This is a genomic window from Novosphingobium beihaiense, assembly GCF_022832375.1.
GTDB classification, from domain to species: Bacteria; Pseudomonadota; Alphaproteobacteria; order Sphingomonadales; family Sphingomonadaceae; genus Novosphingobium; species Novosphingobium beihaiensis.
Genome location: NZ_JALHLG010000072.1, coordinates 1 through 12,205, shown reverse-complemented (window position 1 = coordinate 12,205; position 12,205 = coordinate 1). Strand labels below are relative to the sequence as shown.

General features: G+C 55.1%; 8 protein-coding genes, 1 pseudogene and 1 other annotated feature. Of the genes and pseudogenes, 3 read left to right on the top strand and 6 right to left on the bottom strand.

Annotated elements, in window-relative coordinates; translation table 11 throughout:
* Positions 1–70 precede the first annotated feature (70 nt).
* Positions 71–1,119: pseudogene (locus tag MTR66_RS20645) on the top strand (IS3 family transposase); the annotation flags it as partial.
* A 61-nt stretch (positions 1,120–1,180) separates the two neighbouring features.
* Here MTR66_RS20645 and MTR66_RS20640 read toward each other — a convergent pair.
* Genes MTR66_RS20640 through MTR66_RS20630 form a run of 3 tightly spaced genes read right to left on the bottom strand, consistent with a single transcriptional unit; the run spans position 1,181 to position 5,350 of the window.
* Complete coding sequence (locus MTR66_RS20640) at positions 1,181–2,395, bottom strand: hypothetical protein (protein ID WP_243924522.1); 1,215 nt, start codon at positions 2,393–2,395, stop codon at positions 1,181–1,183.
* A complete protein-coding gene (locus MTR66_RS20635) occupies positions 2,392–4,584 on the bottom strand; it encodes a GumC family protein (RefSeq protein WP_243924520.1) in 2,193 nt (730 codons plus the stop codon). The genes MTR66_RS20640 and MTR66_RS20635 overlap by 4 nt, the downstream gene beginning before the upstream one ends.
* Before the next feature lie 52 nt (positions 4,585–4,636).
* Positions 4,637–5,350, bottom strand: coding sequence for a polysaccharide biosynthesis/export family protein (locus MTR66_RS20630; protein WP_243924518.1), 714 nt, complete (start codon positions 5,348–5,350; stop codon positions 4,637–4,639).
* Between the two features lie 248 nt (positions 5,351–5,598).
* On the opposite strand from MTR66_RS20630, the gene MTR66_RS20625 reads away from it, so the two are divergent.
* Positions 5,599–6,051: a hypothetical protein gene (locus MTR66_RS20625; protein WP_243924516.1), complete on the top strand. Its 453-nt coding sequence runs from the start codon at positions 5,599–5,601 to the stop codon at positions 6,049–6,051.
* A 368-nt stretch (positions 6,052–6,419) separates the two neighbouring features.
* Here MTR66_RS20625 and MTR66_RS20620 read toward each other — a convergent pair.
* Together MTR66_RS20620 and MTR66_RS20615 are read right to left on the bottom strand one after the other, a co-directional pair.
* A protein-coding gene (locus MTR66_RS20620; RefSeq protein WP_243924509.1) for an IS3 family transposase occupies positions 6,420–7,660 on the bottom strand; the annotation gives its coding sequence in 2 pieces (ribosomal slippage) (positions 6,420–7,372 and positions 7,372–7,660; 1,242 coding nt in all).
* Positions 7,251–7,379 (bottom strand) — a sequence feature (AL1L pseudoknot). Its footprint overlaps the gene before it by 129 nt.
* A gap of 273 nt (positions 7,661–7,933) precedes the next feature.
* Positions 7,934–9,904 carry an asparagine synthase-related protein gene (locus MTR66_RS20615; RefSeq protein ID WP_243924507.1) on the bottom strand — a complete coding sequence of 657 codons (1,971 nt, stop codon included), beginning with the start codon at positions 9,902–9,904 and terminating at the stop codon, positions 7,934–7,936.
* Between the two features lie 528 nt (positions 9,905–10,432).
* On the opposite strand from MTR66_RS20615, the gene MTR66_RS20610 reads away from it, so the two are divergent.
* Positions 10,433–10,693: a PqqD family peptide modification chaperone gene (locus tag MTR66_RS20610; RefSeq protein ID WP_243924505.1), complete on the top strand. Its 261-nt coding sequence runs from the start codon at positions 10,433–10,435 to the stop codon at positions 10,691–10,693.
* Between the two features lie 220 nt (positions 10,694–10,913).
* Here MTR66_RS20610 and MTR66_RS20605 read toward each other — a convergent pair whose 3' ends face one another.
* On the bottom strand, positions 10,914–11,612 hold the full coding sequence (locus MTR66_RS20605; RefSeq protein ID WP_243924503.1) for a hypothetical protein: 699 nt from the start codon (positions 11,610–11,612) through the stop codon (positions 10,914–10,916).
* Positions 11,613–12,205 lie beyond the last annotated feature (593 nt).

Sequence of the window (12,205 nt, the reverse complement as noted above, 5' to 3'; positions counted from 1 at the left end):
TACCGATCAATGAATCATCATAGCTCCCGAAACGCCATCGGTTTTTGCGGGTCTCCAGCTGGCGGGGCAAGTGTCTGGCGATGCCAGCAAGGATGCCGAGAGCCGTCAGCTGAAGCGCGAGCTGGCCCGGGTAACCGAGGAGCGCGACATTCAAAAAAAAGCCACCGCGTATTTTGCTCGAGATGCAAAGTGAAATACGCGTTCATTGCCGAGCATCGCCACCAGTTCGGGGTTCGATCGATGTGCCGGTGCCTCGCCGTGCAGCCCAGTGGCTATTATGCATGGCAGAAGAGCCCGCTGAGCCTACGGGCTTTGGAAGATGCTCGGCAGACAGAGTTGATCCAGCAGGCCTGGAACGACAGCGGCAAGGTCTATGGCTACCGCAAGCTGCACGATAATCTGTTAGATCAGGGTGAGACCTGCTGCCCGAACCGTGTTGCCCGGTTGACCAGGCTGGCGGGTATCAAGGCGCAGATCGGCTACAAGCCCAGGTCCGGCAGCTACGGAGGCAAGCCGTCCCTGGCGGTCGATAACACGCTGGATCGCCTGTTCGGCGTGGCTGCCCCCTATCGAACGTGGGTGACGGACATCACCTACATTCGCACCTTGGAAGGCTTTGCCTATCTGGCAATCGTAATCGATCTCTACTCCCGCCGCGTGGTGGGCTGGTCGATGCAGAGCCGACAGACCACCGATGTGGTGCTGCAGGCACTGCACATGGCGGTATGGCGGCGCAAACGGAAACAGCGGGTGCTGATCCTTCCGGACCGGGGCTCGCAGTTCACCAGCATGGACTGGGCTGCCTTCATACGGGCTCACAATCTTGAGCACTCGATGAGCCGACGCGGCAACTGCCATGACAACGCCGTTGCCGAGAGCTTCTTTTCCTCGCTCAAGCGCGAGCGCATCCGGCGTCGGAACGATAAAACGCGCGAAGCAGCCCGGGAGGACGTCTTCGATTACATCGAGATGTTCTATAACCCCGTGCGCAAGCACGTCAGGAACGGGATGCTGTCACCCATCGAGTTCGAACGGCAGCAGATTTTGAAAGCGGAAGGCGTCCAGAAATCTAGGGGCTACTCAAACGCGAGTCCACAGCTGAAGTCAGTATCCGACTGAAGTCGGGGGAGGGCCTCCCAGAAGCGAGACTCTACAGAACCACCCTCGTTTAGAATGAAATTCACCTCACAAGAAGATCATCCAGCCACCTCCTTGCATCACTTTCAGACGCAATATGAAGCGTTATCCACTGCGTCCAGCAATTTTTTTTTGGCACATCAAATGCAAATTGAAAATTTTTCTTCATATCACTTGAGGCAGGCACGCTAAAACTCTTCAATGCTTGCCCACCACCACAACTAATATTTATACTAACCTGACCTGCAGAAACCGATGGTTCACTCCCAACAACGCCTGTAAACACGTGGCGCCCAGGTCCAAGGCCGATCAGCTGTTTTGCAGCATCGCCATCGACACCGTTATGAGTTTCAATCCAAATTCCGTAGCCACTGTTTGGCACAGCACCTCGGTAAGCTTGAATCTCCCCTTGTTCGTGCATCAACCAAGCGAAGGGAAGCAATCCCAGGCCTTCCTCAAAAGCTCCATTCTGTATCGTACGGTATAGCCCTCTCTTACCTTCTAGGCGATTCACCGTACGCAAGGCGATCCTTCTAGCCTTTAACGCGACTATACGACGTAGAAATCCTTCAGCAGCATGGCGTTCGTCGATGTTCAGCAGATTGGGTTTCAGGCCAATAATGATTGCCGACATCGCTCTCGGATCGCTACCAGTTTTGCTGATTTCGCGGGCGAAATCCCGCCACCACGTTGGGCGCTCGGCCAGAACGGGTAATAACTCCTTCAGAATTCCAGGCGCGCTAGCAGCAGAGATAAGCACGGGCATTAGCTGTTCACGGGTCTCAACCGAAACCCGCATTGCACGATCATAGTGATGGATCGCTTCCCGGACATCATCGCGGCCAACAGCATCCTGAATGAGCCACATTTGCGTCAGAAGATTGCGGCGCGACATCTGCTCCGACAGCTTGAAAAGCGTACGTGCGCGCGCCTTGTCTTGCCGGTAGTCGGTAACAGCCCCAAGCATCCCAAGCGCATAGCTGCTCACCGGCTCACGAAGTGCAGCATTTCGAAGTGCCTTATAGACTTGCTCAAGTTTAGCGGACGTCGGTGAGGGCGTCGCAAGTGTCACTTCTGCATCAGCCAGCCTTGCGGTAACACCGACAGGCCACAATGCTTGCGCTAGTTCGGGATGTCTATCTGCGATGGTGAAATTGAACGTAACACCAATGGAAAACCATAGTAGCAGCAGGCCACCTATAAGAATTGCAATCGGACGTATGAAGGCAACACCACGCGGCAAGCCAAATTCACTCACTGCTTGACGGCATTTTCAGAACGCTCTTCACCGTAGCCATAACCGTAACCATAGTCATAGCCGTAACCTGTAAATGCCTGTTTTGAATCAAATTTAGTTACAATCGCACCAAGGAGATTGATCTCGGTCGTCCGCAGACGAGCGAGCGCCGTTCGGATACTCGACTTCTTGGTGCTGTGCGCCTCTATGACAAAGCAGATACCCTCCACCTGATTGGCCAAAAGGGGCGCATCGGCGAATCCCATGACTGGCGGAGCATCAACGATGATGTAATCGAAATTGGGCAAAAGCTCGCCAAGAGCGTCCTTAAAGTGAGTGTCGGCTAGCAATTCAGCGGAACTTGGTGGCTGCGGACCAGCAGCGATAACTGACAAGTTTTTGATATTCGTAGATTGAACGGCATCTGCAGGCCGCATAGCACCGGTCAACAGATTGCTGAGCCCATATGATCCATCACATTGGAGCATATGATGGATACTGGGCGCTCGCATGTCACTATCAACAAGCAAGACATTCCGGCCCTGCGATGCCAGTGTTTTTGCCAAACCATAAGATGTCAGCGATTTACCTTCGGCGGGACGCGAACTTGTAACGGCAAGCGTCTTCGGAAAACCATGACTCGTAGTGAACGCTAGGGAGGTTTGGACCGAGAAGTATGCTTCGCTAAGCATCGACTTCTGATCGAGCAACGCACTTAGCGGCTCCTCTTTCGCCTTCGGCACCACGCCAATCAAGGGAATATGCAACAACTCCGTGACTTCGGTTGGGTCAGACAGAGTATCCTCGAATAGCTCAAGAACAAATGCTAGTCCGACGCCTAAAGCAGCCCCTATCATCAACGAAATCATTAAGTTGAGTGACAATTTTGGTTCAGAGGGCCCACCTGGAAGATCGCCAGGATCAACAACAGCGATGTTATTGATACCAACACCGCCTGCCACACCAATTTCCTTGTAGCGCTGCAACAATGCGTCATACAGTTGACGGTTAGTGTCAACTTCCCGCATCAGAATATTGTATTGCGTGCTACGTCGACGCATATCAAACAGCTTGGATTTCAGGGTGTCCACCTGCTCGGTAAGAGCAGCCTCGCGTTTACGAGCAGCTTCATAGGAAGCTTGCAGAGCAGTCTGAGCTCGGGCATCTTCTTGAGCAATCGATTTATCCAGCGAAGCAATTTGTGCCTGAATTGCCTTGGCGGGCGGGTATGCCGGATCGAAACGCTGCATCATGTCAGCATACTGCGATGCCAGTTGCGCCCGCTGCGCTCGCATTTGCGAGATGCTGCCACGTACTTCGTCGCCAGCACTGCTGCGTGATTGCAGGCGGCTCTGAGCATCAATGCGTTCTGCTATAGCCGACGACAACGCATGGTTTAAAGAAACGAGATCTTCCGTTACAAGAGAGCGCTCCGGACCGCTACCGGACTTACCAGAGCCTTCACTCCCACCGGGCAGGCTGACAATGCCCTGCTGAGCAGCATAATCAACCAACTGACGCTCAGTCACATCAGTCCGATTCCGGAGTTGCTCCAAACGCCTTTCCAAAAACTTACGCGCATAGGCCGTAGCTGCGTAACGGCGCTCAAGTGTCGCCTTGATAAAGTTCGAGGCCCACGAATCAACGATCTTCTTCGAAAACTTCGGATCCGGGCTCGTAAAGCTAACAGTTGCCAAGCTTGACAAACGCTCAATCGAAACATCGACTCGACTTATCAGAATCCCCCTCGCTGCCCGCAAACGCTCCTCACGAGTAGACTTGCCAGGAATAAGGCGGCCGTTTTCGAACCAAGCGGTCGCCCCGCTGGAGTTGAACATCTCAAAAAAGTCAGCGCTATCCTGCAAGCGGTTATCAACCACCACGGCCTCAGCAAGACTAATCGACGATAGCAAACCCTCTTGTGTCGCGTAAAATTCAGGGTTCACCATATTCATCGCGCCAGCATCTACCCCCTGAACATTCATGAAATTGCCACCTTCGCGGCGAATTTCGAGAGTAGTCGTCGACTTGTATTGCGGCGTCATCAAAAGCGTCACGATCAAGCCAAGCAAAAAAATGCATGTCGTAATCGTTGCAATAAGCCACTTACGCCTATCTAATACCGATAAAATTTGTGGCAAATTTATATCAAAACTAGCACCCCGCCCCCCATCCGCGTCTATAGCAGGGTAGGCATTGACATCGCGCATTGTGTTTATACTGGCCTTATACTGCATAGATGCTAGCCGCCTCAGACAAATATTATCGCAAAAGAAGAAGCATTGGCGTCGTGATCAACGGCGCAGCCGTAATGACATCTCTGAAAAGGCGGCGCGCCTGACTATCGCCCACATAAATGATATCATTAGAAAATATCTCGGGATCATCGAGCAGGCCCTGCCGGATAGCGCGCAGATCATATAGGGCAGCGTATCTCTGCCCTTGAACTGTACGAAACACCACAACATAGTTCTCGCGCGCATATTCCGTCGTGCCCTGAGCCTTCGCAATTGCGCGCATAAGTGACATACGTCCAGACAGAGGAAAGATGCCCGGGCTCGCCACGGAGCCATCAACCGTGAAGATCTGGCTCGCCGCGTTTGCAATGTTCACGGTCACCTTTGGATCAAGCACATGGGCTTGACGTAATTTCGTGACGAGAACAGCGGTGAGTTCACTAGTCGTCAACCCCGAAACCTTGAGCTCACCGACCAGAGGGAGCGCAATCTTTCCGGTCAAATCGACTGTCACACTCTTGCTGAGCTCAGGAATACCAAAGACATCAACATCCAAATTGTCCGACGGACCTAGAACATACGGCCTAGGCGGAATGACGAGGTCCTCACGCACCGGTTCTGGAAGAGGCTTGTTTTCGTATACCGCCAGGCCTGGACGTCCTACCAGCGTGGGGGCTGAACATGCTGAACACAGCAGTGCAGCGATCGACACACTGCTCAAAATAAGTTTTTGGTTCATGAAAACCTTAAGTGGAATAGTCAGCCCTCGTGAGGTTGGTTGTTGGTTAGCCTTCACGACCAACGGTTACAAGCCCCTCGACACCATGACCAGAAGGAGCGATTTGCCAGCGGCTTGGTGAACGCCCGCCGTTGCAATTATACACCACCTATCTTTCATGCTTCCCCAGACCCCGACGACGCAGACGGACCTTGCGCCGCTGACGAGCCACATTCACCCAGATAACTCCTCCAGCGATAGCGATAAAGGTGATCAAGCAAAGCGCAATAGAAGTGCGCATGTCCAAGCTGAACATCTCTTCAAAAAGCCCCCTTAAGGCATTCGATATGCAATTACTTCACTCCGTTCGGCGAATCGGCACCGCCGAGACAGGTCCGCCTTGCCGGATCCTGCACAGTTGGAAAAAAAATGGCGGCCCGTTAAGGGGCCGCCATTTCCTTGGACTTTCCGTAACAGCTCAGGGGCTGTCAGAATTGCCGTCGTCCGCAATCGCGATCACACCGCCGATAACAGCCGCGCCTGCAAGAACACCGACGACAACGCCAGGCGCAAGCTTGTTCGACTTCTTCGACGAACTCGAAGCCTTGACACTCGACGCCTTCGCGATTGAAAGCGGCGCAGCCGTGTTCGCCAACACCGGAGTGGTGACCAGCGACGAAACAGCAACTGCGGCCAACAGTTTGCTCATACGCATAAATTAATGCTCCCTTGACTTAGATCCAAATCAATGTACGGATATCAGCTATCTCGCACATGCACAAGTTAATTATTGCCGTAGATCAAGGCGTTCGCCCAAATGGCCGCCACTTCCGACGAACCGAGCCCAAGAGTACCATGCCTACTATCAGGCTGCTCGATATCGCGCAGACATTGCCCGTTCAGAGGATCCGGCAGTCTTTGCCGTCAACACGCCTCCTAGGTTCAGGACTCGTTTATTAGATGTTTGGTCCCGGCATTGATGGTGCGGCTTAAGCCTGAAGCGGTCTGATTTGGGTTGCCCAGCATTTGCAGATGTATTCGTAGGAAGCATTGAACCGCGCCGGGATTGCCGGAGGCCATTCGTCTTAAATTATGCAGCCAATGGGACGTCGTCCAGCATGGCGTAGTAGCGCTGCTCGGCTTCGACCGGAGGAATGTTTCCGATCGGCTCCAGCAGGCGCCTGTTGTTGAACCAGTCGACCCATTCCAGTGTGGCGTATTCGACGGCTTCGAACGAGCGCCAAGGTCCTCGGCGGTGGATGACCTCAGCTTTGTAAAGGCCGTTGATCGTCTCGGCCAAAGCGTTGTCGTAACTGTCGCCGACGCTACCGACGGACGGCTCGATGCCGGCTTCAGCGAGGCGCTCGGTGTACTTGATGGACACGTATTGCGAGCCACGGTCGCTGTGATGAACTAAGCCGCCCCGGTGAACGGGCCGCCGGTCGTGGATAGCCTGCTCTAACGCATCCAGCACGAAGCAGGCATGCGCCGTCTTGCTGACACGCCAACCCACAATGTAGCGGGCGTAGACGTCGATCACGAAGGCGACGTAGACAAACCCCGCCCAAGTCGCGACATACGTGAAGTCGGAACCCCAGAGCATGTTCGGCGCCGGAGCATAGAACTGGCGATTGACCTGGTCGAGCGGGCACGGAGCCGCCTTATCGGCAATCGTGGTGCGCACCGGTTTGCCCCGGATCCCCCCTTGCAGGCCAAGCTCTCGCATAAGCCGCTGCACGGTGCAGCGTGCAACATCGAAGCCTTCGCGGTTCATTTGCCGCCATACCTTGCGAACGCCGTAGACGCCGAAGTTCTCGGCAAAGATCCGCAGAACTTCGGGCTTCAGCTCTTCATCCCGCCGCACGCGAGCGGATTGCAAGGCCGGATCTCGCCGCTTGGCAAGACGCTCGTAATAGGTGGATGGGGCGATCGGCAGAACCCTGCAGATCGGCTCGACCCCATGGGCATCGCGATGCTCGTCGATAAAGGCGATCATCGTTTGAACGGGCGCCAAGGGTTTCTGGCTCGCTCCGCCTGGGCAAAATATGCCGACGCCTTGCGCAAAATCTCATTGGCTTGCCGCAGTTCGCGGACTTCACGCTCCAATGCCTTGAGCTTCTCGGCGGTCTCCGTCGGCACACCACCGCGCTTGCCGCTGTCCACCTCGGACTTCTTCACCCATTCCAGCAGCGTGTGCCCGGAACATCCGATCTTCTCAGCCACCGATGTGATCGCAGCCCAGCGAGAAGGATAAGCGCCTTCATGTTCCAGAACCATGCGGATCACCCGCTGCCGAACTTCAGGTGCAAACTTGTTCGTCGTCTTGCTCATCGTAGACCCTTCCTCTCAGGAGTTAGGGCCTCCGGCAATCCCGGCGCGGTTCACATCAAATGCCGGGACCAAACATCTAAACTGAAGCGGGCCCTTCGCGACGGTCAGCTTCGAGGCACCGGTACTGGACGTCAAGCAGTGGAAAACGCAGGTTCATAGCAGCCGCTAGAACGAAAATCTGCTTTCCAGTACCGATCCTATGCTCATGTAGGCTATCCGGTTACGAACGGCCTCTTTCATCAGAAAGGAGCGCTGCGCTATCCGTCAAGGCTTTCAGGACAAATCCTCGTTGTAGTTTCGGTGGTTGAAGCTGTTGATGAAGGCTTGGATGGTGTATTGCCAAGCGATGTTTCGCACCTTGTCTCCATGTGCCCCAAAATTACGTTCACTCAGAGTTCCCAGTTCCGACCTTAATTCCCCGAGCTGAGCAGTGAGAATCCCTGGAGGCACGGGGGCGAAGACTGCGGGACCGGATGCTCCCCGTTCAAAGGTTTCCACAATGTCCTCTTCGACTGCCGATAGTGTGGCCGCCATGTCCGCGTTTTGCCGGCCAGAAAGGCTGATCGCTTCGTCAGCCAAGTCAGGGGCAATGTAGCGCGAAAACAAGGCGTGGCCGAAAGCCCGGTCACGAGGCTTGAAATATTGCTCGTGGGGAACAGTGAGAGCCAGGCGTCGTACCCTGTTATCTCCACAAGGGTCCCGAAAGTCCACTCCGGTTTCCGCAAGCAACGCCTTCAGAAAGGCGCCAATGTCCAGAAGATCATAGGAAAATATTCGTACGTCCGACGTGCGCGTTATCTTCGATTGGGTAAAATTACCATTCCATTCCGCCTGCTGCGAAGCGAGGTCATAGCGGCGGACAACCTCCGGATTCAGCCGATCGATCTCGTTCATCTGACGCCACCGCTTGGCGGCTTTCAGGATTGCGTCTCGGAGTTTGCCCGGCAAGAAATCCACCACGCCGGTCCGCAGCCAGGCTTTCCAGGAAATCGTCCCGTTCGCCACCCGCTGGGCCAGCAATCGCTGCCAGGCCAGCAGGCCGTAATCGCGGCGGTAGGACGGTTCCACGAGGCCATATCCGGCGGAAAATCCAAGATTGCCTGACAAACCCGTCAGCACGACCTTTATGCCCTTCCGATGCGCCACCCGGCCGATAGCATCGAACCAGCAGGTGTGCAGCGGCAACTGGAGCGGAGCGTCCTGAGCGTTGTTATAACGCACGACGACATTAGCCAAATTGGTCGCGTCATTCGAAATTACGTGATGTTGAACAAAAGGAAAATGATCGGCGATAGCCTTCGCGCGGCGAGATTCGTCCAGCCAGTCCCGTCGTTCTTCAGGAAGGACTGAAGGATCTGCGGGGGCGGCGGTAAACGCATGGAAGGATGTGCGCGGAGGCAACTTGCGCACGGCGATGCCCATGACAGTCGCGCCATCGATGCCACTGCTCAACTGTCCGCCGATCCCGCCGATACGCCGGAGTTGAGCCTCCACTGCCTGATTCATGGCCGCATCAAAGGCTTGAAGATTTTCTTCGAAACTCCTTGACCTATCCACGGTCAATTCTTCCAGCCCCCGCCATCGCCGTACGGTTTGCGAAGTGAAGGACAGTTCAACCAGATGTCCGGGGGGAACCCGCTGGACCTCTTCGAACAGCGTTGTCGTGCCGCGCTGCGGAGATTGCAGAAACCGCTCGGCAACCGCGCCGACGTTCATATCCCGCGCCATGCCCGGTAGAGCATGCAACCCCTTGGGCATGGACGACACGGCGATAAAATCTGTCTGTCTGGTGAAAAACAGCGGCCGATATCCGACCTCGTCCCGCGCGAGCGTAAGGAGAGATTTGCTCAGATCGAAGTGGACCAGCGCAAAGGGGCCGCAAAGACGGGGCAGAGTATCCGCCAGACCCCATTTTTCGATCGCCATCGCCAGGATGGTGGAGTCCGCCCAGCCACGCGCCTCTTCGCCATCTGTGCAGCCCAACGCGAAGAGCAAGTCCTGACGATTGTCGACACGACCGTCAAACAACAGACGGGCGCCTCCTCCCGAAAGAGAGAGAGGCTGCTGATCGTAGTGGTCTTCCGGCGTCAACCGGTAAAGAGCCCGCACCATAGCCCAGCCCTTTCCATCCTCCTGCGCGATGTCATCGACGCCATACATGCGCAGCGTCCGTGCCATAGGGCCGATGGCTTCAACTGGACGATAGGAAGAGGATTGGGTGATGATAGCGCCAATTGCGCTCATGGCTGTTCACTTAAGTACACGGCGCAAGAAAGATGCGCGCAATTTATCGCGTGAACCTCCGGCTCCGAGATAAAAGGCAATAATTTCGCTGAGCGTTGGAGCGTCAGGAAACGAACGGGTCCGCGTTTCCTGCCACAGTCCCTTGGGTTTCCTGAACGTCCAGACGGACAAGCTTGGGCGCCACATAAGCCACCTTCTCGTCGCAAGACGAAGCTTCTGGCGTGGACACAATATTCTCAGAGGAGTCAGGCACAGAAATTTTCATAAGTCTTCTCGCTCACACTAAGGACAATTGGTATTGATAACCGATCCTATCGGTTCAGCAATCTAAATGCCATCCTTTGTTCAAGGCAAGCACTTTTGCTGCATCGCTCCACTCTCACCGGACGGAATGCTCACGGCCAAATCTGACAATGCCGAGGCAGTATAATGGTGGACTTGATGGGGGAAATATCAGCCTTCGCGTTGCAACGCTCACCGAAAAATTGCAAGCATCCAAATTGCTTCAACTATGCAAGGCGATCCATCATGATTTTGACTCGCAATCCCGCGCTCGTCGCCACCGAGATGGATGGCGAGATCGTTATGATGAGCGTCGAAAAAGGCGCCTACTACGGCTTGAGCGGCATTGGCGCTCAGATTTGGGATGCCTTGGAAAGCCCCCGGACTTTCGACTATCTGATCGGAATTCTTCGTGACCAGTTCGATGTCGATGAGAACACGCTTCGTTCCGATGTACATGCCTTCCTGCTGGACATGAAATCAGAGGGCATCGTAACGGAGGCATGAAACACAAATAAGCCGCAAATTTGGCTAACTGCGGAACAGCTTGGAACGCCTCCAATTTATCCGCATCGCTTCCGCAGGCTCATATCCGAGCGCCTGACCACGCTGGCTCAGGCTCGCAATCAGCGCTTCCAAGCCCCCGAAACTCGCTGGATCAGCCATGACAGCGTAGTCCGCAACCCAATCCATGCGATCGGCCGCAACCGAACCCGTGCCGTTTGCGTCAGGCGATTTCCCGCATCGCTTCAAGCAGGCATTGCATCAGAGCTTCTATCCGGAATCCGGACGTCGGCCTGCTGACGCGCAAAATGGAAGTGCGCGCGCCAAGCTCACCGCATTGGCGCAGATGCGCGGACTGGAGACCCATCCCTTCCACGAACTGCTGCCGATAGGTATTGCCATAAAGCGCGGAAAACCGGTCCATTCCCTGTACCCGCGTCACCTCTATGGTATCCTTCGCGTGCGGTGAAAGCAGGCAAATCATCCCAACCGGAATCGGCTTGTCACAAAAAGCCGTGCCGAGGGGATAGTTGTACTTCTTCATCCCCGGCCGAATTTCATCGAGTTTTTTTGTTTCAATTCCAAGTTTATCGGCCACGTCCTGCCACAACTTGATGCGCGGGTAGCCGGGGATTGCATTGCGCGAGGGATCGATCGGCACGACATCGTCGGCCAGCACCCGAAAGCCTCGCTGCAGGAAAGCCGCCGTCAAAGTGGATTTCCCAACCCCGGAGGGTCCCACGCAAATCATGCATTTGCCATCGATCTCGATAGCGTTGCCATGGAGAACCAGCAGACCACGCTGGAAGAGCATTGCGCCCAGGCACGAGCCCAGCAGGTAGACGCGCATCGACGCGGTATCGCTATCTGGTTCCGGATCCACCACGATCTTCGACCCATTGCTAACCTTGAAGCGAGCCACTCCAGGAACGGCAAACCAGATAACATCATGTGCCCCCCATAGATTGGGAGCGACCTGCCTTCCTCCAGGCGGCCCTCCAACGGGAACAGAGCCCAGTACGATCGTGGCATCAGGCGCCTTAGTGAAGGAGCAAGCCCGCAGTTCAGGCAGCTCTAATTCGGACCGAAGACTTAAACCATATGCCGAGTACATAAACACCGTTCTGATCTTCAGGTATCAGCTAGCTTGTATGGAGGTCCACATCCATGCACAATCTCGATCAAGCTAAAATTGTTTCCGCTTTCAGGATTCCGAAAAGTGATCGCTAACGGCCGACAAGGGTTGTTCCCGGACGGGGAAGCCGAGGTGTTCGAATGTCTCCTGTCCCGCTTTTCGTTTCTAGAAGCCGTCGTTCCGCGATCCGGGTGAGACGGCACTGGCCGTCTCATTTTTGAAGCGCTGCCGACGCCCCCAAAAATCAGTCTTTAGGTGCTGGCAAAGTGATCGGGGGGGCATAGAACCATATCACCAGCTTCCGAATTATGAGTTGGCCGCAGATGAAGGTTATGGCGCCGCTCCACAGTCTGGAGCGCTAGGTCGGATCGCCATTCAGC